This window comes from Paenibacillus sp. 1-8 (assembly GCF_056316205.1).
In genome coordinates, this window is the sequence record NZ_CM149995.1 from 1,849,991 (window position 1) to 1,871,036 (window position 21,046).

Consider the following 21,046-nt stretch of genomic DNA (forward strand, 5'->3'; position numbering starts at 1 on the left):
CGGAGGGAGAGACTAACGTTGGAGTTTAAAGGAGCTATGGGTGGTATTTATCGCCTGACTGAATGGATTACCCGACTGGCGGCTACCAATTTGTTATGGGTGTTATGCTCGTCGCCTTTTATGTTCTGTCTCATACTCAAACTACTTGTGATGAATCAGAACTTGGCTAATGAATCTTTACAAATGAATTGGGCGCTGGCTGTTTTGGCACCGCTTACTTTGTTTCCGGCTACATCGGCCATGTTTTCCGTCGTCCGCAAATGGGTAATGGGCGATACGGATGCAGGTGTGTTTCGTACCTTCTTTAAAGGATACAAGGAAAACTATAAGCAGAGCCTGATCGGGGGCATCTTCTACACGCTGCTATTCGTCATTATGTATGTGGATTATACCGTGTATATGACGCAGCTCAGCAATTTGCAAATTGTAGGCATAATCATGCTTATTCTTATCATTATTTTGCTCGTATCCATGTTTAACTTTTTCTCGATGGTTGCTCATTATCATATGTCCATCGGATTACTGATCAAAAATGCGGTTTTGCTGACGCTCATTCGACCGTTTCGTGTATTTTCTACCATGCTCGGCAGCGCGATTGTTATCTTTATTGGAGTCAAATACCCTGTGCTGTTCTTGTTCTTCATTGGTAGTGTGGTGGCCTGGTTCGCTTTCTTTAATTTTTATGGAATGTTCCTCAAAATGCAGGATCAGATGGAAAAGATGAAGCAAAAAGACGAAGAGGCAGCTAGCACGGAAGACAAGAAAGGTGATAACCTTCAAAAATAAAACAGATTTATCCTAGCATTTACTTTCCGAGTGAGAAGCGCTATAATAAGGTCACATCCTGCGATGCACGTTACGGTCATTTGTTGTTTTGAACCAATGACAATGTCTAGGGAGATCAATACGGGTGGACAGCTGAAAAGCCCTGTCAATTCTGACAAGGGGACTTCAAAAGTTTGTCCTGCGATCACCCACCTGCTAAAGCAGGTTCAGAAGACGCTATGGTCGGACGGCATCGGCGGGTACTCTATAACGTAATCAACACACCCTGATACTGCTTCGTGCAGAAACAGGGTGTTTTTTGTATGTAATAATGCTAAAATAAGAAATAAGGTACTAAGGTCGCATACCACAGGTATGATCGGGTTCACTTTGCCGTTTTAACGTTTTTATAAAGCGCTTGCAGCAAAGGGAAATCGATGTGCTGTATTCAGCAACGATTATCGTGAAGGAGGAAATGTCTTGTCGTTGAAGAGGACTCTGGTAGGGATTGTGCGCAGCCAAGAAGGTACAAGCGACCGGGTCAAAGACCCCCAAATGAAGACACGCTATTATAGCTTATCGAGAGACAAGGCTTGGGAAGAGGTATCGTCCGTTTTAAAAAAGATTCCTGGATACAAGGTGCTGCATGAGGTGCCATCCGTAGGTGAGATTACGCTTGAGAAGCGAACGGCATTCGGCAGAACTGTCGACATTACCGTTTCTATATTGTCCGTCTCGCCAGTTCGGAGTGCTGTGGATATTTATTCCGCTTCGCGCGGATCGCTGGGGGACATGGGTGCAAATTATCGCATTATTTTGCAGTTGTTTGCCGTGATTGACAAGAAACTGTCTGCTCATAAGGTCGTACAGTGATTGCAGACGTGTGAGCAGCAAAGTGGCAGACTAATGTCAAAAAAGCGAGGAAGGCAACCCTTCACTCGCTTTTTTAATATTCGAATCAGCCTTAACGTAAGCAGAATGAATTAGACGAGCTTCTTCACCGCTGCAATCGCTTGATCATAGTCAGGATGCTCGGACATTTCGCTCAAATATTCTACATAAGCGATTTTATCGTTTTGATCAATCACGAAAATAGCGCGATGATCCAAATGGAATTCCTTAATGAACACGCCGTAGGCTTCGCCAAAGGAATGGTCCTTGTAATCGGACAGTGTCAATACACGGTCAATACCCGCAGCGCCGCACCAACGAGCTTGGGCGAACGGCAGATCCACGCTGACAGTCAGTATTACGACTTGATCTCCGAGAGAATCCGCTTCTTGATTAAAACGACGGGTCTGTGCGTCACACACGCCTGTATCAAGAGAAGGAACAACGCTGATTAGCTTGACTTTACCTGCAAAGTCTTGAAGCGTAGCAGCTTCCAGCAGATTTTTTTGCAATTTAAAATCAGGGGCCTGGTCTCCAACTTTCAGTTCAGGACCCACGAGAGTCAAAGGATTGCCTTTAAAAGTAGCAGCTTCTTTACGTTCTTGTGCCATATGTAATAGCCTCCTTGGTTTTTAGCATTGGTTATCGTTGCTGAAATCTATTATAATCTTTTATAAAAGACATTGTCCAATTTGAATAAGGTGGAGACACCCCATGAAGGAAGGATTGCCTTGATTTTTTTACGTTATGAGAACTGGAAAAGTTATTTGCGTTTTTACCCGGTTACCTGTTTGATTCTGCTTATCAATATCGTGATGTTTATTGTGCTGACCGTACATGGTGGATCGGAAAATAGTTTGACACTAATCCGGTATGGGGCCTTGATCAATGAGGAGCCGTTTACCGACCAGTTATGGCGGTATGTGTCAGCTATGTTTTTACACGCGGGTTTTGATCATCTTTTCTTCAATTCCTTTGCAATTCTCGTATTTGCTCCACCGCTGGAACGTCTGCTCGGGTCCTTTCGCTACGTGCTGCTGTACCTCGCTACAGGCATTGTAGGAAACGTGCTGTCCATTGCGCATTACAACATGGTAGCGGAAACCACGGTCTCTGTAGGGGCGTCAGGAGCGATATATGGTATCTACGGCGCCTTTCTGTACGTCGCTCTGTTTCAGCGGACGCTGATGGATGAAGCTTCACGCAAAACACTGTATACGCTGCTCGGGTTTGGTATCCTGTTTTCGTTCGCTGTGGCGAACATTAACTGGACCGCCCATTTTGGAGGACTGCTCAGCGGGTTTTTCTTGTATGGATTAATGATCAGATTGACTGGCCAACGTAAACGTCACTAAAGACAGCTTTACCGTAAGTCGGCAGGGCAAGAAAGAGGAAGGGGTTCGTCCAACCTCTTCTTCCGGATGTTGAAAAATAGATTGGAGCGAATAACGGAGTGGAATTACGACAGTTGCAATACTTCATGAAGGTAGCGCAAAAGGAACATGTCACACAGGCAGCCGAGGAGCTGCATGTGGCGCAGTCTGCGGTCAGTCGGCAAATTCATCAGCTTGAAGAGGAGCTGGGGGTTAACCTTTTTATGCAAAAGGGCCGCAACTTGCAGCTTACACCGGTGGGGCAGTTATTTTGCAAACGGGTTGAAACGATTATAAAGGATTTGGAGCGGGCTGTTCTGGAGGTTCATGAGTTTTTAGACCCCGAGGGTGGAGAAATTCGTATCGGCTTCCCGCACAGTTTGGGCATTCATCTTATTCCTACGGTTGTGGCTGAATTTCGTAAACGGTATCCGAATGTTAAATTCAGATTTAAACAGGGGATGTACCCAAGTTTGATCCGTGATGTATTGGCGGGTGAGGTGGATTTGGCTTTTGTATCCCCTTTTCCGGATCGTCATGATCATGTCGAGGGAGATGTGGTGCTGACCGAGGAGCTGTTTGCGGTTCTTCCCCCTAATCATCCTTTGGCTTCAGCCGGGCAGATCACACTGGATCAGCTTAAAGGAGAAAAGTTCATCTTGTTCAGAGACGGTTACTCCCTGCGTCCGATTGTCTGGCAGGCTTGTCTGGAGGCCGGATTTACGCCTGACATCGCTTTTGAAGGCGAGGAGACGGATACGATCCGCGGATTAGTTGCCGCAGGCATGGGGGTCAGTCTTTTGCCGGAAATGGCGTTGTTCCAGACCAATCCGCTACAGCCCGCGAGAGTGTCCATTGTTGATCCCGAGGTGACGCGAACCATTGGCTTAATTCACCGTAGGGATGACAAGCTTCCGTTGGTTGCCAAATCGTTCCGCACTTTCTTGTTGCAATATTTTGGTCTCCAAGGTAGCGGCACTGTGACGGATGGAAGTGCTAAAGCGGACTAACGGACAGGAGAGTATAGGGAATTGGATAAAATATAAAAAGGTTGTTCCTCTACCATCATCATGGCGGAGGAACAACCTTTTTTGCTACAAAAGCGATTAGTCACGGCTGTTGAAGATACCGATCAGGCGAATCAGCTCCAGCAAGGAAACGAGAGCGGCGGCCACATATGTTAATGCAGCGGCATTCAATACTTTAGCTATACCTCGTTCTTCATCACTGCGGATAAATCCTTCAGACACCATAATTTCACGGGCACGGTTGGAAGCATTAAATTCGACCGGCAATGTAATTAATTGAAAAGCAACAGTAGCCGAGAAAAAGATAATGCCCAAGCCAATCAGGTTTGTGTAGCTGAACAGGAACCCGGCAATCAACAGAAACGGTGCAATGCCGGATGCGAAGTTGACAATCGGGAAAATCCGGTGACGCAGCGCTAACATAGGATAATGCTCTTTATGCTGAATCGCATGACCGACCTCGTGACAAGCCACAGCAACTGCGGAAATAGATTTTTCATAATATACAGGCTCGGACAAGCGTACTACGCGTTGCATCGGATCATAGTGGTCAGATAACGCCCCAGGTACAGGTTCAATGGGCACATCGTGCAAACCGTTGCGATCCAGCATATGCCGGGCGGCATCGTAGCCTGTCAACCCGTTTTCGTTGGGAACATCAGACCATTTGTTAAAAGTACCTTTCACACGAAATTGCGCCCATAAGGATAAACCGAACGCAAGAATAATCAATATATACATCCCCATCATAAAGCAACCCTCCATTATTATTTCATCAAAACAGCCTGGGGATCTACATCATAGAGCTGTGCTCCAGCAAATACTTCAGAGCTTCGATACAAGCGGCGCTTTGCGGTAGTAGACCAGTAAGCAGCTTGCGTGCTTGAACGGGCTTGAGCTGCCCCAGAAGAGGCTGTAGCTCATTGACTTCGCGCTCCAGGCGCTGCATGTGCATCTCCAGACTTGTCAGCTTGTCGGTGACGTGCTCTTCGCCCGAAACCGAATTCCACTTCATTAACGTCTGTTTAATTTCCTCGAGGCTATACTTCTCTTGTTTCATTTGGTTAATACGTTCAAGCCTTTTTAAAGTTTCACCATTATATAGCCGATAATTTTTCAAAGACCGTTCTTCAGGTGCGATCAAACCGAGTTTCGTATAATAATCAATGGTCCGTTCGCTGACACCAGCCGTCTTGGCTAGCTCGCCAATTCGATATAGCTTCATATCCCCATCTGTCCTCACCTCGCGCTCTTCATTCAGCCTTCAATATTATGCATCTGCAAACAGAGTGCTTATAAAAATATTTTACATGATTCCCAACCGTACAGTCAAACGTCATGCTTTTCTAGCCCGTGAAACAAGCTACTTTTATAGTTATTAAACGTAACATAAAAAGTTAGATATCACTTTTTTTCCGAACAATAAAAAAAATCTTGTCAAGTTTCATGTATTCTGATTATAATGACAATAAGAATTTCACGAAGTGTAAAGAAACTTAACATTTGAGGGAGTGGGCTTCATGAGAAAAAAGTGGTTTGTTGCATTACTGGCCATGCTGACGGTACTGGCTTTTCCGGTAGGTGCGTTCGCTGCTGACGGTCCGACAAATATTCAGCTTCAAGCGGGATTAAACACGGCGTTTACCTTCTTGGCATTTATTCTTGTGTTTTTCATGCAGGCGGGATTTGCATTGCTGGAGGCTGGCTCCACACGAATGAAGAATGCGGGGCATGTCGCTGGTAAAACGATTCTCACCACAGGCGTTGCAGCATTATCCTTCTGGGCTCTCGGGTTCGGGCTAGGCTTCGGTAACGATGGCGGTAACGGATTTATGGGGCTGACGGGTTTCTTCATGAGCGGCACGGATGCTGCTGTATCGTTTGACTCCCTTTCAAGTCTGGATGTTCCGATTACAATCATGTTTTTGTTCCACTTTGCTTTTGCTGCGGTATCTCTTTCTATCGCATGCGGGGGAATGGCAGAGCGTGCAAAATTAAGTGTATACATCATTTTCGGTATTTTGTTCTCCATCGTAATCTATCCGGTTGTAGCTCACTGGGTATGGGGCGGCGGCTGGCTTGGCAAGCTGGGCATGCAGGATTATGCCGGCTCGACGGTAGTCCATCTGACAGGAGCTACGGCGGCACTCGTCGCTACATTGCTGCTGAAACCAAGACTGGGCAAGTTCAACAAGGACGGTAAACCGAATATTATCCCTGGACATAATCAGGTATACTCCATTCTGGGGGTTATTATTCTCTGGTTCGGCTGGTTTGGATTTAACCCGGGTAGTGCTGTATCGGCTATGAATGACGGATTTTTCGGGTATGTGGCGGTAACCACGAATCTTGCGGCGGCGGCAGGTGGAGTATTTGCCCTGCTGGTATCTTGGATGGTCTATGGAAAAGCGGATATTCCGTCCATGCTGAACGGTGTACTGGCGGCTTTGGTAGCAATAACAGGGGCGTGCGCATTTGTAGCTCCTTGGGCGGCTCTGGTCATCGGTGCGGTAGCAGGGATTATTACCTTCTTCACTGCACAATGGTTTGAGCGTGCAAGAGTAGATGATCCGGTATATGCATTTTCCGTCCATGGTATTGCAGGGATGTGGGGTGCGATATCCACAGGATTGTTTGCTACTCCTGAACTGGTGAAAATAACAGGTGTTGGTCAAGCGGGGCTCTTCTATGGTGGCGGATTTACGCAATTGGGAGTGCAGCTTCTGGGACTGATAGGGACTTTGGCTTTCGTGTTCGTCATTTCCTTCATTATTCTGGGTTCGATGAAAGCTATTATGGGTATTCGTGTTACGGAAGAGGAAGAAACGATGGGACTGGATATCAGTGAGCATGGTACGTACGGCTATCCTGAGCAAATGAAGTTGGTTGCCGAGGCTGAGAAGCGTTCTGGGACTGTAAGCTAATATGTAAAATATAAAGAGCCAGTATGAATGAGCGGAGGAGATGGAAGTATGGAACTGCAAAATACGGCACCTTGGGTGAGTTCAGCCGAAGCGATTGATCATGCAGATACGCCTGAATCGCTAAGGCAGGCCAGGGTCGATTCTCAAAAATGGCTGCTGGCTTCCCAAGCCTCCGCTCCGTTATCAGACTGGTTACAAACGGCGAATGATATGCATGACCGCATTGCAGCCAGAGCTGTGCAAATGTGCGAAAAAGGGATGGTTGAGGATGGCTTCGGCCTTCCTCCCGTCCCTTACGCATTTATAGCCTTCGGCAGCATGGGACGCTCGGAGTCGACGCTATGGAGTGACCAAGATAACGGTATGATTATTAGTGACACTGCATCTGTCGGGAAAGAATCATATTTTATGGAGTTCGGCCAGAGGATATCTGCAATGCTGGAATATTTGGGATATCCGAAATGTGAAGGGAAAGTGATGTGTTCAGAGCCGCTATGGCGCCAAACGTTGTCTGAGTGGCAGGAGCAGCTGGCAAAATGGTCCGATGATTTTGCATGGGAGCCGATTCGTTATCTGATTATCTCTTCTGATATGAGGCACATCGCTGGAGACGAGCAATTGTCAGCAGAATGGAAGCGGAGCTTTTATGCGTTGCTGCGTAAGCATCCGGATTTGCCGTCCGCGGTACTTAGGAACACGGTAAGGCATAAAGCGACACTTAATATTTTGGGTCAGATCGTTACCGAGCGCTTCGGGGAGCACGCGGGCGATTTTGATGTGAAATACGGTTTATACATCCCGTTGGTAAATGCAGTACGGTTTTGGGCTTTGCAGCACGGGGGGGAGGAGACCTCTACGTTGAAAAGGCTCAGGCGGCTCGCGCTGCTGGAAGCAGCACCGTCACCTTTGCTGGATGCTTGTGAGCGGGCCTTTCGGATCGCGCTACAGCTTCGGATGGCTACTCCGGTGCAGGAAAAGAACGGACTCTTGGTTAGCAAGGGTTACCTTGCTGTCAAACCATTGAAGCAAGGTAAGGGCTGGCATGAACTGCGCGAGGCGCTTTCGACGGTGCGGCGGCTACATCGTGCGCTGCAAAGACAGTTGCGGTTTACGGAAGGGAGAAGGTCATGAAGGAACCAGCGCAGGGAGGCGGCTTTTGGAGCGCTCTTCGCAGAGGAGGGGTACCGTCGGCCATCGCTTCTGTGATGGGAGCTCCTACGGCTCAGCAGATGGCCTTTATCCGTTCCTTAACTCGGGAGCAACGGCGCTCAGAGGTATTGCGAACCCCGCTGGAGCGTTTGGAAACGGTTGTTTTTGACTTGGAAACTACGGGATTTTCAGCGCAGCATGGAGATGAGATTTTATCGTTCGGTGCGATTCGGGTTGTTGGAGATACGATAATGGAAAAAGAGCAATTTTACACGCTTGTCAATCCACGTACGGCCATTCCTGAGCACATTACGGAGCTTACCGGGATTACCCGGGAAATGACGGATGAGGCTTTGCCTCTTATGGATGGGCTGCATGACTTTATGTCCTTTGTAGGGGGACGGGTGCTTGTAGCGCATGCCAGTGCTCATGACAAGGCATTTTTGAATGCGGCGTTGTGGAAAACCTCTAAAGTGCAACTGACCCACCGTGTTTTGGATACGATGATGCTTGCTAAATGGCTGGAACCGCAGCAGCACCAAACGTACAGTTTGGATGAGCTGCTGACCTATCAGGGCATACCCATTCAGGGGCGGCATCATGCGTTAGAGGATGCGAAAATGACGGCAAAGCTGTGGGTGGCTTACGTTCAGGAAATGCTGAAGCGTAATGTGACCAATTTGGCAGATGTGTATGCTCATTTAAGCCATGCCTGATTCAGTACAGGGCACAAGCTACAAATATAGGACAACATTACAGCAAGTCTGCGATCGTTCGTGGGTTTGCTGTTTTTTTTTTTGCACCTGTACAGATTGGAAGGGTTAGAGGTGGGAGCAGGATGGGCACCATATGGAGAAGGTGAGAGCCAGATGAAAGGCCGGGTGATTGGACTGTGAAAAAAGTTGTTTTTATTAAATTCCTGATGGTAATGCTGATTGTAGGAGTAGCTTCATCGGGAGGAGCAACAAACATGACTTATGCGGCAAGCGCACCGGCTAAAAATGTGCAAATTCAGGAGGAATATGAGGGTGAGGGAAGACTTGAAACTGGCAAAGGGATAGATACAGGGTTAGATGCTATAGAAGTGATGCAAAAGATACAGCCTGGTCAACCGCTTCCTTCCATGATTTTAAAAGGTTTGGACGGCAAATCCTACAATATAGGAGCCAAGCATAATAAAGCACTGGTGATCAGCTTCTGGGCCTCGTGGTGTGATCCGTGCCGTTTGGAGGCACCTGTACTGAATGGGCTATATAGCAAGTACAAGCATGATGTGGACGTGTATGGGATTAATGTAACACGCTATGATCGGTTGGAGGATGTGCAAAAGTTTTCCCGCTCGCTAAACCTTCAATTTCCGGTTTTGTTGGATGAGCAAGGAGCGCTGTTTGAAAGATTTGGGGGTGCTGCATTTCCGACGAATGTCATGGTTGACCGTCATGGACAGGTACGTGAAATCATAATCGGCATGCTCAGCGAACGTGAGCTGGAACGAAAAATAGAATTGCTGCAAAAAAAGACGGTGTCTTTAGGGGCTGAATAGACCGCAAAAGACACCACTTATTAAATAAAAAGCATTCATCAAAGAGCAACCATCCAATCAGTGATTTACCAGTCCTTGGGGCGATAGCTCGTTCTGCTGATTTTTCGGAGACGGAGCTTCCAGCAACGCATAACGGAAGCTGTCCACCAGTGCTTCCCAGCTGGCTTCAATTACATTTTCGGATACGCCCACGTTACTCCATACGTCCTCATAATTTTTGGACTCAATGAGCACGCGTACCTTGGCAGCGGTGGCATCCTTTTCATCGAGTACACGTACTTTATAATCGGCCAGATGCATATCGCGCAGTGCCGGGAAATATTGAGAAAGAGCTTTACGCAGTGCGTTATCGAGCGCATTGACCGGACCGTTGCCTTCAGCGGCAGTATAAACGCTTGTGCCTGCAACATTCAGCTTCAAGAACGCTTCGGATACAACCGAGCGACCCGCTGTTTTCTCCACCAGCACCTTGAAGGACTCAAATGTGAACATTTCCTTCACTTCACCGCCTGCTTCACGAATGAGCAGCTCCAGCGAAGCATCGGCTCCTTCAAACTGGTAGCCCTGATGCTCCAGCTCCTTGATGCGGCTAATGACTCCACGTGCCTCATTGCTGGACGGATCAAGGGTTATGCCCAGCTCCTGCGCCTTAGACACAACATTGCTTTGCCCGGCAAGTTCAGAGACCAGCACCCGTTGCTTGTTGCCTACCAGTTCGGGAGCGATATGCTCATAGGTTCGCGAGTCGCGCAGAATAGCTGACACGTGGATACCGCCCTTGTGGGCAAAGGCAGCATTGCCGACATAAGGCTGGTTCACTGGCAAATTCACGTTGGCAACTTCGCTGACAAAGCGGGCCGTGTTGTGAAGCTGCTTTAGCTTGTCGGAGTCCAAACACTCGTAGCCGAGCTTGAGCTGCAAATTTGGAATGACGGAGCATAAATTAGCGTTACCACAACGCTCGCCGTATCCATTAATCGTACCTTGGATTTGTCTCGCGCCTGCTTGCACTGCACTCAGCGTATTGGCTACAGCCAATTCACAGTCATTGTGTGTGTGAATGCCCAGCTTTGACCTTGTGAGCTGGCTATGCAGTGTGGTGACAATTTCCTGTATCTCATGCGGCATGGTGCCGCCATTGGTATCGCACATGACGAGCCAGTCTGCGCCTGCTTCCTCCGCTTTTTTCATGACGGCGAGTGCATATTCGGGGTTATTTTTATATCCGTCAAAAAAATGCTCGGCATCAAAAATAACCTCCATGCCCCCTTGCTTTAAAAAGGCGATGGAGTCGTAAATCATGGACAGATTTTCTTCGAGTGTCGTCTGTAAGGCTGTGTGTACATGAAAATCCCATGATTTGCCGACGAGAGTAGCCGCTTGGGCGCCGGATTCCAGAATCCGTTGCAGGTTGGCATCCTGTGCCGCTATGCTATCTTTACGGCGTGTGCTGCCAAAGGCAACAATCTTGGCCTTTAGTCCCAGTTCTTGAACCCGTTTGAAAAATTCGATATCCTTGCTGTTGCTTCCGGGAATCCCGCCTTCAATATAATGAACACCGAGATCATCGAGTTTTTTGGCGATTTTCAATTTGTCGTCAGCAGACAAGCTAATTCCTTCTCCTTGAGTTCCGTCGCGCAGTGTTGTATCGAAGATAGAGATAGCGGTGGACATGAGGACTCCTCCTTCGCGGATGCATAGATTGGTAGTGCTTTGCTTTTTTAAGCAGCTTATTTAATGATTTAACGCGTGAAAATAGAAAAGTGTCAACCTGCCTTGATTCGTATGATTTTTGATTATATCAACTTATGACTTCAAATGTAATATATAAATATCATTTTTGACCGCAAAACCTTTATTTTTCATGTAAAATAGGGCATAGCGTTATTTAATAATTTATAGTTAAAAGAAGGGTTGAGCATGAGAGATGTCAGTGCTTATTATCCGGTTGGTGGACGGGTTATTCTGCATGTCGATATGAACGCATTTTATTGTTCTGTTCATGCAGCGGAGGAACCGGAGAAATACAAGGGGTTGCCTACAGCGGTCGCGGGCAGCAGTGAGCTGCGCAGAGGTGTAATCGTAACCTGCTCCTATGAAGCCCGGCGATTGGGCATCTCAACAGGGATGGTCGTCCAGCAGGCCCGGCGGATTTGTCCGCAGCTCATCGTGATTCAGCCTGATTTTCACTTGTACCGTTGTTATTCCAAAGCTTTTATGAGCATTGCTTATTCGTATACACCTATGTTGGAGGCAACTTCAATTGATGAATGTTATCTGGATATTACAGGGTCCAAGCAGTTTGGAACACCCATGGAGATTGCGGAGGAAATCCAGCGCAGAGTAGCTGACGAACTGGGACTGCCTTGCTCAATCGGAGTGGCGCCCAACAAGCTGCTTGCCAAAATGGCCTCTGACCTGAAAAAGCCGCGCGGAATTTCTGTCTTGCGCTTGCGTGATGTGCCAAAGGTTTTGTGGAATCTCCCCTGTGGTCAATTGTTTGGTGTGGGACGAAAAACGGCCGATAAGCTTCGGGAAATGAATATTCGCACCATTGGCCAATTGGCCAAGGCGGACGAGCATATGCTGATCGACGTATTTGGCGTGACTGGCTCGTGGTTAAAGCTGGCTGCTAACGGGATTAATCATTCTCCGGTCAATACCGAGCGGGAGCCGAACAAGTCGATCGGACACACCACTACCTTGCCCATGGATGTGGTGGAGCTGGAGGAAGCCCAACGGGTGCTTCTCAATATCAGCGATCAGGTAGCCCGCCGGCTTCGACGGCATGGCATGCTGGCAGGAGGTATTCAGCTGACCATTCGGACGCCGGAGATGAAGACCTTTACGCGTTCTCAGGTAAGGAGTATTCCTACGGAAAGCGCAGAGGACATATATAAGGAAGCTTGTGCGCTGTATCGGCGGCATTGGGGAGAGGGCAAGCCTGTTCGCCTGCTGGGAATTACGCTTCAGCAGCTAATCCCGAAGGAAGAAGCTGCCGTTCAAATGGATCTATTTGAATACAAGGACCAGCCCAAAAAGGAAAGCTTGCTGAAGACGATGGATGCATTACGAGACAAGTTTGGCGAAAATGCAGTTCTGACCGCCGGGATGTTGGGAGATGACCCTTCGGTACTTCTTCGGAACTCCAAACTGCGCGGAACTTCGCTGCAAAAAGACAATCTCCAGACGCCTGAGTAAACTTTTGGATGAGTTTATGTGAAGCAGCGAGGCGTACGATATAAGTATTTTTTGCATAAAGGATCAATGAAAATAATTTGTAAAATTTTTTTGTTTGTATTAATATGTGAATAGAATGCAAAAGCTGGTTTGTTTGATTGTATAGGAGGCAGAGAAGAGTTATGGCTAAATACACTTGGGTAGAAAAAGATACATGCATCGCGTGCGGAGCTTGTGGTGCTACAGCGCCGGACATTTATGATTATGATGATGAGGGCTTGGCTGAAGTGATCTTTGATGGGGATGGTAACCAAGGCATCAAGGCAATTTCAGATGACCTGTTTGATGATATGCAGGATGCTTGCGATGGTTGTCCTACAGATTCTATTAAAGTTGCAGACGAGCCTTTCAATAAAGAAGGTTAAGTCTACGCTATCTTGGATAGGCACAGCACCGACAGCACTCTTTGCCGTACAACGGTGAAAAGGTGCTGTCGGTGCTGTTTTTTTATGTGCTGTCCATATGGCCTGTTTTGACCGATATACATAGTAAAGAATAGGGTAAGACTACACGATCAGGAGGATCCGATGAATCATTCGCCTCATCTTAAATCGTATGTAAAAATGCACCCTGATAATAAAATGGCCTGGTATTTGCTCGGCAAAGAGTATGAGAGCAGTGGTCAGGAGGGTAAAGCAAATTATTGTTTCAATCGCGCGGGTGAAGTGTTCGAAGCCTTCGAGCATAAACAGATTCCGGCAGACGTATGGATGGAGTATCAGGATAAAGTGGTGCAGATGTCCAAGGAGAAGGCGCGGAGAACGGCTCGAACGCGTTATTTGCTAACTACGTTGATGGTACTTCTTCTAATATGGGTACCTTCAGCCAATTCGCCGGGTCATTCGAGGGAAAGTACATCCGTTCCGCCTGGAACAGAGCGTGTGGCAGCCGACAATGTCAAAGTGGCAGGAGAGCAAGCTTCTAACCCGAATAAAGTGGCTCAGATCGGTGGGCCTGGTGCTGGGGGTGTGTTCACGGCCCAAGCACGCACAGGCAGTTCAGCTGGAACGGCACTTGCAGATATGTTGGCAAAGGCTGGTCGTCTTCCGGCCGAGACTACAGTGCTGGGTATGGAGCAAAGCGGTTCTTGGCTGCTCTGGAGAGATCGTATGAAGCCGCTGCTTAGCTTGCAAAACAAAGGAAATGGAGGCTTAGCCGTCCAGTCTTACGACGCAGCAGCTTGTGCTTGTAAGCCGTCTGACAGTGAAAAGCTTCGAAAAGCAGGTCTGCAATGGGCTGCGGGACAGGAAGAACTGGCTGTGCTGAATAGCTCCATGCGTGCTTTTCGTACGCAGCATCAACGTCTTCCTCAAAGTCTCGATGAGCTGACCCGAAGCTTTCCGAATAATATGATGTACGGTACGACAGACGGAATGAATAAGGCTTTTGCACCTATGCGAGGTTTACTTGCTTCACAGGCACAGAAGGCAGAAGGAACAGCGGTTCAACAGGCTGGTTCGTCGGCTGCAAGCAGTCCTTTATTGGCGTCTTCGCTGCATGGACGGCCTTTTCTGGGGCAGCCGCTTCGGATTGTGGTAGACAAGTCGAAGCACAGGCTCGGATTGGTGAGTGGCAATGTGCTGATCCGCAATTATCCTATCGGTTTGGGCGGAGAGCGGACTCCGGAAGGGAAGTTTGTTATTACGGATAAAGTTGTAAATCCGAACGGCAAGTCCAACGGTGAGTTTGGCAGCCGCGGTATGCAGCTGTCTGCAACGAATTATGCCATCCACGGCACGAACGAGCCGGACAGCATTGGCAAAAATGATTCGCTAGGCTGCGTTCGTATGGGCAAACAGGATGTGGAGGAGTTATTTGCTCTCGTACCTTCAGGTACGGAGGTGGTCATTGGTACCGGGGGACTGCCTGATCAAGTGCTTGTGCCTGGCTCCCGATTTACGACTGAGCCGCAGCACGACCAGACCAATCCCCGCAAAACCTATCACTGGCTAAATTAATCTTTAACGCTATTGCTACGTGTAGTTTAACGATTTCCCGCTTGTGCCAAAACAACGACCAGAACAATCACAATGATGAGGAGAACAAAACTGACGGCGGTCCATACAATCGCTTTCTTGTTCACCTCGTCCTTTTTCTTTTGCAGACTTGGCGGCTTGCGCTTGGTCTTCATATCAGCAATCCCTCTTTTCTGACGGGCTATAGCCCTGTCTTACTATGTCCATTGTAAATGGTTTGATTATACATTTTCAATGACATCTCCATGACAACTGAATTGTTCCTGATGCTGCACCTCCGCAAATTACTTTCTTTTTGGTATGGAAAAAGCTAAACTATTTTGTAGAGATGTTTTTTTAGGATTGCGCAAGGGCATAGAACGGAGTGGATGAATCGTGTTGTATCGAAGGATTGTGAAACCTGTTTTTTTCAAAATGAGTCCAGAGACGGCCCACCATGTAGTCATTGACGGGTTAAAGCATGCGGGCTCACTTCCTGGCGGAGCGACAGCGCTGCGGGGAATGTACGGGGTCAAGGAGACGCCGGATTTGGCCGTCGATCTGTTCGGTATTCATTTTCCCAATCCGATTGGACTGGCTGCGGGACTGGATAAAAATGCGGAAGCGGTTGTCGGTTTTTCTTCCATTGGTTTTGGTTTTATGGAAGTAGGCACGGTGACACCTGTGGGACAGCCCGGCAATGACCGTCCTCGTTTGTTCCGGTTGCCTCCCGATGAGGCGTTAGTGAATCGGATGGGCTTTAACAATCTGGGTGCGGAAAGCATGGCTAAACGTCTGGCTACGCTGAAACATCGGCCTGTTCCGGTCGCTGTGAATATTGGTAAAAACAAAAACACGCCTAATGAGGATGCCCATAAGGATTATGAGAAGTGCATTTCCGCGCTGTATCCGTATGCGGACTTTTTTGTAGTAAATATTAGTTCACCGAATACGCCGGATCTACGAAAGCTTCAGCATGGCAGTGAGCTAAAATCGCTACTGGAGGCAGTACGTGCAGAAATGGGAGTACAGGCAACGAAGCATGGCGAAGCCAAGTCAGTGCTCGTCAAAATTGCGCCGGACGTATCGGATGAGGAACTGGAATATATGACAGACGCGATTGCGGCCAGTGGAGTGGACGGCATCATCGCGACGAATACGACAATTTCGAGGGCTGGCCTGACGCACCGGAATGCGGGTGAGACGGGCGGGCTTAGTGGTAAGCCGCTACGTAACCGTTCTACAGAGGTCATCGGACGAGTGTATCGCCAAACCGATGGCAAGCTGCCGATTATCGGATCGGGCGGTATTTTCAGCAGTCGTGATGCTTACGACAAAATTAAAGCAGGCGCAAGCCTGATTGAAATTTATACAGCATTGATCTATGAGGGACCGGAAGTGAACCGGACATTACATGCCGGTCTGCGTGAGCTGCTGCGAAAGGACGGCTTTAGACACATTAGCGAGGCTGTTGGTGCAGATCACAGATAAAAAAGTGTTGTCGGAAGAGACAGGAGGTACGGGATGGACGGAAGAGACTGGGGAACATTTTTGCTGCCATATGATCAGGCGGTGGAGGAGCTTAAGGTCAAGTTCAAAACAATGCGTGCGGAGCTGAAAAAGCGCGAGGAATACGCTCCTATCGAATTCGTAACCGGACGGGTGAAAAAAATATCAAGCATCCTCGATAAAGCGAAGAGATTACAGGTTCCTTCTGATCAGCTGGAGACGGGAATCGAGGATATTGCAGGAATCCGCATTATGTGCCAATTTGTTGAGGATATCCGGCGGGTAGCCGAGTACATTCGAAGACGCAAGGATTTGACCGTACTGTATGAAAAGGACTATATAACCAATTATAAAGATAGCGGATACCGCAGCTTTCATATGATTGTGGAATATCCGGTGCAAACAGCGCTTGGATTAAAAATTGTGCTGGCAGAAATTCAGATTCGTACCTTGGCGATGAATTTTTGGGCGACCATTGAGCATTCCCTCAGCTATAAGTATCGTGAGAGCTTACCAGATAATATGCGTACACGGTTAAAAAAGGCAGCCGAGGCGGCCTTCGTACTGGACAACGAGATGTCTTCGATGCGTCTTGAAATATTGGAAGCGCAGAAGAAGTTCGAGGATGAAGCGAATATTGTATCCAAAGTGCTGACAGGTATGCACCGACTGTATTTCTACCATAAGATCAGTGAAACGATTGATGCGCAGCGCAGGTTTAATGAGCTGTGGGAGCGGCACGACATGGAAGGAATCAAGCTGCTTCACGATGAGGTCAAAGAGATGCTAGAAGCCTCTACCAAGGAAGAAGACAGGGATGAGGATTAAATGACAAACCTTTCCTACGAACCGCTGTACGTGACTTATTTGGTATACTTCAATCGGGATCGGGATTATTTTGAATGTCACGAGGTACTGGAAGAGCTGTGGCTAAAGCTGGACCGTGACCCTGTATATAAAGGTTTGCTGCAAATTGCTGTAGGGCTGTATCACTTCCGTAACGGAAATTTTCGCGGTGGACATATGTTGCTGGACAGCGCGGTACACAAGCTGGAGCCTGCGTCTCCGCAGGCGCTGGGCATTAACATGGCGAAGCTGGTGGACGAGGCGCGCGTTTGCGCCCGTCAGCTTGCTGCGGCTGTTGTAGGTGGCTCGGCAGATCTCCAGCGCCAGCCGCCGGTTTATCGGGATTTGACGATTGAAATCGTCAATCCCGTGCTACGCCAGGCTGTGGAGGAGGCATCGCCGTCCATACCAGCCAACATCCCGCAGCAGAGAGGCCCGCGGCGTGGGGAGAAGCATGAGCAGCGCCAGCAGGCGCTTGAGGCTTCTGTGAGGCGTAGACAGGCGGCCCGCAGTTCCTCTGCCTCGCCTAGTACGAAGGGGACGACGTAATCTGAGGCGTGTCCATGAAAGCAAGCAGCCCGATCCGTTTCAGGGGATCGGGCTGCTTTATCGTTCAGTAGCCTAGCCGTGTGGAAGTCGTTTAGGAGGTTGTTTAGGAAGTTACATTCTTTTTATATTTGTCAAAGAAGGCTTTGAAATCGTCGAGTGTGTACCCGTTGTCCGAAGGACTTTCCTTCAACCCGCCTACCATGCGTTCCTTTTCCACGCCTTTTTCGTAATAAATAAGCGTAGGGGTATACTCAATCTTATACTTGTCCCAGCCATCCTCATACTCACGCAGGTTAAATTCGTGCATCGTGACGTTCTCCTGCTTGCTCAAAGACATGAGCTTGGGAGTGGTGGCGCGGCAATGAACACAGTCAGATGCAAAATGATAGACGAAAAAGTTTTCCTTTTTGTCAATTTTGCTTTGCAGATCCTCCGGTTTAATAATCTGCTGATAGTTTGGATCATTTAGCAGCTCTTGGGTGGCAGGCTTTAACGAGGCTGTGGAAACGCCATACAGCTTGTTTTTAGTGCCTGAATTCAAAGCGAGCAGCACCCCAAGCAAAATGACGAGCACAACAAAAAAGCCAATGACAGGTATAAGCTTTTTTTTGTTGGATTTTTGAGCGTTCAATGCAATCTCTCCTATCAAAATTCAAAATATGTAGCTATGAATCTCATTATTATACAACATTACAGCTTGTAGTGAAAGTTTGTAAATCACACGGATATTGCAGCTTAACTTGTTGATTATGGTACAATAAATTTTATTTTAAAAGGACAGGATGATTACAATTATGGGTGTACAGCTCCCTACAGCATTTGTGAAGCGCATGGAGCAATTGCTCGGCGACGAGTTTGAGGCTTTTATGGCTGCTTATGACCATACGCCTCATGCCGGGATACGCGTCAATACGTTAAAAATTTCGGTGGAGGCGTTTAAGGCGATTTCGCCGTTTGAACTGCGGCCAATTCCGTGGTGTGATACAGGTTTTTATGTTCCGTACGGCACCAAGCCGGGGTTACATCCTTATTATCATGCGGGACTGTATTATGTGCAGGAACCAAGTGCAATGTCTCCGGTAGAATTGCTAAATGTTGCTCAGGGTGAGGCTGTATTGGACTTGTGCGCTGCACCGGGCGGGAAATCGACCCAAATTGCGGCCAAGCTGCAAGGAAGCGGTCTGCTCGTAACGAATGATATTAGCGCGGATCGAACCAAGGCGTTGGCTAAAAATGTGGAATTATACGGTGTGCGAAATGCCGTGGTACTGAATGAAAGTCCGGATCGAATCGCAGATGCCTTCCCTTATTTTTTTGACAAAATATTAATTGACGCACCTTGCTCGGGTGAAGGGATGTTTCGCAAGGATGAGGATATGGCGAAGCAATGGGAAAACCATTCGGTGGACAAATGTGTAGTTATGCAGCGGGATATTTTGCGAGTGGCAGCATCTATGTTAAGTAACGGTGGAAGAATTGTTTATTCGACCTGTACCTTTGCGCCGGAAGAAAATGAAGGGATGATCGCAGAGTTTCTGGAGGCACATCCTGATTTTGATGTTGTTCCTGCTCCTTCAGGAACGGGTTTTGCTCCAGGTCACCCGGAATGGGTGAGTGAAGCGGTTGCGGTAGACCATCCGGAACTGCGTGGAACGGCACGCCTTTGGCCCCATCTCATAGAGGGTGAGGGTCATTTTATCGCTGTGTTGCAGCATCAAGGCAGTCATACAGCTACAGCGGATAATCAGGGAACGGTCGAATCCTTTGAATCCGCCGACAAGGACGAAAAGACTTTGAGCATTGGTACGAGCGTAGGTGTGGATCGTGCTCGTAAGAAGCAGCGGCTGTCCGTCAAGGAAGTGCCGACGCCAGATGGACAGAGCAGGTCTGCAACTGGAAAGTACAAACGAAGTGGCAAAGGGATGGGCGGGAAATCGGGTAAAGGAGCGAATGCACGCGGCTTCGGCACCAACAAATCTCGTTTCGGCAAAGATACGGCAAAATGGGCTGAGAGCGGACAACATGATGTACTGGAGTCCTATCTCTATTTTGTACAGGAGCAGCTTGAGGCGTCATTTGCAGGCCATATGGTAGTTTACGGAGATCGGATTTATCAGTCGCCGCTGGAATCTCATCGTCTGGACGGGCTTAAGGTGGTCCGTCCGGGCTGGTTTATGGGAACAGACAAGAATGGTCGGTTTGTGCCTTCGCACCCGCTGGCGGTGGCTTTGCGTCCTTCTGAGGCGGTCAGGAGCATAAACCTCTCCAGTTCAGACTCAGAAGCCATCCGTTATTTGAAAGGTGAAACGTTATCCATCCCGGCCGAGAGAATGACGTTGCGGGACGAAGCACAGCCCAAAGGCTACGCTCTCGTATGCATTGACGGATATTCTGCCGGATGGGGCAAATGGCAGGACGGTATGCTCAAAAATGAATACCCTACAGGCTGGAGGTGGACATCGGTATGAGTGGGAAAGGAAGACAGACGCAGCGTTTGGACAAGGTTCTAACCCATATGGGATACGGTTCGCGCAGTGATATCAAGAGACAGGTAAAGCAGGGGATGATTACCGTGAACGGTCGGACTATCAAGGATAGCGGCTTGCAGGTTCATCCGTACAACGATCAGATTGAAGTGAACGGGGAACGGGTTGTTTTTCGGGAGTATATTTATATCATGTTGCATAAGCCACCGGGCGTTATATCCGCTACCGAGGATACAAGAGAGCAGACGGTGCTGGATTTACTGAGTGCGGAGGAACGGCATTTTGAGCCTTTCCCGGTAGGACGGCTGGATAAGGACACGGAAGGGCTACTATTGTTAACGAACGATGGCAAGCTGGCGCATGAACTCTTATCTCCACGACGACATGTTCCCAAAACGTATGAGGCTACGGTGTCGGGACATGTGACGGAAGAGGATATACGTCAATTTGCAGCAGGGGTGGAGTTGGATGACGGCTATGTTACCCTTCCGGCCCAATTGACCATTCTTCGTCATGAAAAAGCGCAAGGGGCAGATGAAGAAGTCATTTCATACATTTCACTTGTGATCCATGAAGGAAAGTTTCATCAGGTGAAGCGCATGTTTGAGGCGGTTGGCAAAAAGGTTACGTATTTGAAAAGAACGGCGATGGGTCCGTTAACGCTGGATGATCAGCTACCCTTGGGCAGCTATCGTGAGCTGTCAAACGAGGAGTTGGCATGGATCGGCCGGGATTTGGCATTTGCAACGTCAGAGGCTTGATGGATATAGTGAAGCAACAATGACGCA

General features: G+C 48.2%; 22 protein-coding genes and 1 other RNA gene. 17 read left to right on the forward strand and 6 right to left on the reverse strand.

The window, feature by feature from the left end; genetic code table 11:
- Positions 1 to 18 precede the first annotated feature (18 nt).
- The 3 genes from AC0WRU_RS08615 to AC0WRU_RS08625 all read left to right on the forward strand — a co-directional run bounded on the left by AC0WRU_RS08615 (position 19) and on the right by AC0WRU_RS08625 (position 1,638).
- Positions 19 to 786, forward strand: coding sequence for a YesL family protein (locus tag AC0WRU_RS08615; RefSeq protein WP_476127980.1), 768 nt, complete (start codon positions 19 to 21; stop codon positions 784 to 786).
- A gap of 52 nt (positions 787 to 838) precedes the next feature.
- Positions 839 to 1,032: non-coding RNA, 6S RNA (gene ssrS, locus AC0WRU_RS08620), on the forward strand.
- Positions 1,033 to 1,245: 213 nt separating this feature from the next.
- Complete coding sequence (locus tag AC0WRU_RS08625) at positions 1,246 to 1,638, forward strand: DUF1499 domain-containing protein (protein ID WP_025686460.1); 393 nt, start codon at positions 1,246 to 1,248, stop codon at positions 1,636 to 1,638.
- Between the two features lie 110 nt (positions 1,639 to 1,748).
- Here AC0WRU_RS08625 and tpx read toward each other — a convergent pair whose 3' ends face one another.
- Positions 1,749 to 2,267: a thiol peroxidase gene (tpx, locus tag AC0WRU_RS08630; RefSeq protein ID WP_134910314.1), complete on the reverse strand. Its 519-nt coding sequence runs from the start codon at positions 2,265 to 2,267 to the stop codon at positions 1,749 to 1,751.
- 120 nt (positions 2,268 to 2,387) lie between these two features.
- Between tpx and AC0WRU_RS08635 the strand changes: the two genes are divergently transcribed.
- A complete protein-coding gene (locus AC0WRU_RS08635; RefSeq protein WP_134910313.1) occupies positions 2,388 to 3,011 on the forward strand; it encodes a rhomboid family intramembrane serine protease in 624 nt (207 codons plus the stop codon).
- A 98-nt stretch (positions 3,012 to 3,109) separates the two neighbouring features.
- Positions 3,110 to 4,039 (forward strand): glutamate biosynthesis transcriptional regulator GltC, encoded by a 930-nt coding sequence (gene gltC, locus AC0WRU_RS08640; RefSeq protein ID WP_476127981.1) that lies wholly within the window; start codon positions 3,110 to 3,112, stop codon positions 4,037 to 4,039.
- Between the two features lie 96 nt (positions 4,040 to 4,135).
- Here gltC and AC0WRU_RS08645 read toward each other — a convergent pair whose 3' ends face one another.
- Positions 4,136 to 4,807 (reverse strand): zinc metallopeptidase, encoded by a 672-nt coding sequence (locus AC0WRU_RS08645; RefSeq protein WP_023988023.1) that lies wholly within the window; start codon positions 4,805 to 4,807, stop codon positions 4,136 to 4,138.
- 43 nt (positions 4,808 to 4,850) lie between these two features.
- On the reverse strand, positions 4,851 to 5,282 hold the full coding sequence (locus AC0WRU_RS08650; protein WP_476127982.1) for a MerR family transcriptional regulator: 432 nt from the start codon (positions 5,280 to 5,282) through the stop codon (positions 4,851 to 4,853).
- A 295-nt stretch (positions 5,283 to 5,577) separates the two neighbouring features.
- On the opposite strand from AC0WRU_RS08650, the gene AC0WRU_RS08655 reads away from it, so the two are divergent.
- The 4 genes from AC0WRU_RS08655 (at position 5,578) to AC0WRU_RS08670 (ending at position 9,673) form a co-directional block, all read left to right on the forward strand.
- The gene (locus tag AC0WRU_RS08655; protein WP_431089560.1) at positions 5,578 to 6,981 is read left to right on the forward strand and encodes an ammonium transporter; all 1,404 of its coding nucleotides are present in this window, start codon (positions 5,578 to 5,580) and stop codon (positions 6,979 to 6,981) included.
- 48 nt (positions 6,982 to 7,029) lie between these two features.
- A complete protein-coding gene (locus tag AC0WRU_RS08660) occupies positions 7,030 to 8,112 on the forward strand; it encodes a DUF294 nucleotidyltransferase-like domain-containing protein (RefSeq protein ID WP_476127983.1) in 1,083 nt (360 codons plus the stop codon).
- Complete coding sequence (locus AC0WRU_RS08665) at positions 8,109 to 8,846, forward strand: exonuclease domain-containing protein (RefSeq protein ID WP_025686468.1); 738 nt, start codon at positions 8,109 to 8,111, stop codon at positions 8,844 to 8,846. Before AC0WRU_RS08660 ends, AC0WRU_RS08665 begins: the two co-directional genes overlap by 4 nt.
- Before the next feature lie 254 nt (positions 8,847 to 9,100).
- Complete coding sequence (locus AC0WRU_RS08670; RefSeq protein ID WP_476127984.1) at positions 9,101 to 9,673, forward strand: TlpA family protein disulfide reductase; 573 nt, start codon at positions 9,101 to 9,103, stop codon at positions 9,671 to 9,673.
- Positions 9,674 to 9,730: 57 nt separating this feature from the next.
- Here the strand turns inward: AC0WRU_RS08670 and cimA are convergent, their stop codons facing one another.
- Positions 9,731 to 11,347, reverse strand: a complete 1,617-nt coding sequence (cimA, locus tag AC0WRU_RS08675) for a citramalate synthase (protein ID WP_476127985.1) — start codon at positions 11,345 to 11,347, stop codon at positions 9,731 to 9,733.
- A 246-nt stretch (positions 11,348 to 11,593) separates the two neighbouring features.
- On the opposite strand from cimA, the gene AC0WRU_RS08680 reads away from it, so the two are divergent.
- The 3 genes from AC0WRU_RS08680 to AC0WRU_RS08690 all read left to right on the forward strand — a co-directional run bounded on the left by AC0WRU_RS08680 (position 11,594) and on the right by AC0WRU_RS08690 (position 14,871).
- Positions 11,594 to 12,874 carry a DNA polymerase IV gene (locus tag AC0WRU_RS08680; RefSeq protein ID WP_476127986.1) on the forward strand — a complete coding sequence of 427 codons (1,281 nt, stop codon included), beginning with the start codon at positions 11,594 to 11,596 and terminating at the stop codon, positions 12,872 to 12,874.
- A 161-nt stretch (positions 12,875 to 13,035) separates the two neighbouring features.
- Positions 13,036 to 13,278, forward strand: a complete 243-nt coding sequence (locus AC0WRU_RS08685; protein ID WP_014280869.1) for a ferredoxin — start codon at positions 13,036 to 13,038, stop codon at positions 13,276 to 13,278.
- Positions 13,279 to 13,440: 162 nt separating this feature from the next.
- A complete protein-coding gene (locus AC0WRU_RS08690; RefSeq protein WP_476127987.1) occupies positions 13,441 to 14,871 on the forward strand; it encodes a L,D-transpeptidase in 1,431 nt (476 codons plus the stop codon).
- A 26-nt stretch (positions 14,872 to 14,897) separates the two neighbouring features.
- Here AC0WRU_RS08690 and AC0WRU_RS08695 read toward each other — a convergent pair whose 3' ends face one another.
- A complete protein-coding gene (locus AC0WRU_RS08695) occupies positions 14,898 to 15,044 on the reverse strand; it encodes a hypothetical protein (RefSeq protein ID WP_014280871.1) in 147 nt (48 codons plus the stop codon).
- A 220-nt stretch (positions 15,045 to 15,264) separates the two neighbouring features.
- On the opposite strand from AC0WRU_RS08695, the gene AC0WRU_RS08700 reads away from it, so the two are divergent.
- Genes AC0WRU_RS08700 through AC0WRU_RS08710 form a run of 3 tightly spaced genes read left to right on the forward strand, consistent with a single transcriptional unit; the run spans position 15,265 to position 17,772 of the window.
- On the forward strand, positions 15,265 to 16,359 hold the full coding sequence (locus tag AC0WRU_RS08700; RefSeq protein ID WP_476127988.1) for a quinone-dependent dihydroorotate dehydrogenase: 1,095 nt from the start codon (positions 15,265 to 15,267) through the stop codon (positions 16,357 to 16,359).
- Between the two features lie 33 nt (positions 16,360 to 16,392).
- Positions 16,393 to 17,205: a GTP diphosphokinase gene (gene yjbM, locus AC0WRU_RS08705; RefSeq protein ID WP_025686474.1), complete on the forward strand. Its 813-nt coding sequence runs from the start codon at positions 16,393 to 16,395 to the stop codon at positions 17,203 to 17,205.
- A complete protein-coding gene (locus AC0WRU_RS08710; protein ID WP_476127989.1) occupies positions 17,206 to 17,772 on the forward strand; it encodes a DUF309 domain-containing protein in 567 nt (188 codons plus the stop codon). It begins immediately after the preceding gene.
- A 103-nt stretch (positions 17,773 to 17,875) separates the two neighbouring features.
- Here the strand turns inward: AC0WRU_RS08710 and AC0WRU_RS08715 are convergent, their stop codons facing one another.
- A complete protein-coding gene (locus AC0WRU_RS08715) occupies positions 17,876 to 18,403 on the reverse strand; it encodes a thioredoxin family protein (RefSeq protein WP_025686476.1) in 528 nt (175 codons plus the stop codon).
- A 163-nt stretch (positions 18,404 to 18,566) separates the two neighbouring features.
- On the opposite strand from AC0WRU_RS08715, the gene AC0WRU_RS08720 reads away from it, so the two are divergent.
- The gene (locus AC0WRU_RS08720; RefSeq protein WP_476127990.1) at positions 18,567 to 20,240 is read left to right on the forward strand and encodes an RsmB/NOP family class I SAM-dependent RNA methyltransferase; all 1,674 of its coding nucleotides are present in this window, start codon (positions 18,567 to 18,569) and stop codon (positions 20,238 to 20,240) included.
- Positions 20,237 to 21,019 carry a pseudouridine synthase gene (locus AC0WRU_RS08725; protein WP_476127991.1) on the forward strand — a complete coding sequence of 261 codons (783 nt, stop codon included), beginning with the start codon at positions 20,237 to 20,239 and terminating at the stop codon, positions 21,017 to 21,019. The genes AC0WRU_RS08720 and AC0WRU_RS08725 overlap by 4 nt, the downstream gene beginning before the upstream one ends.
- Positions 21,020 to 21,046: the final 27 nt, after the last annotated feature.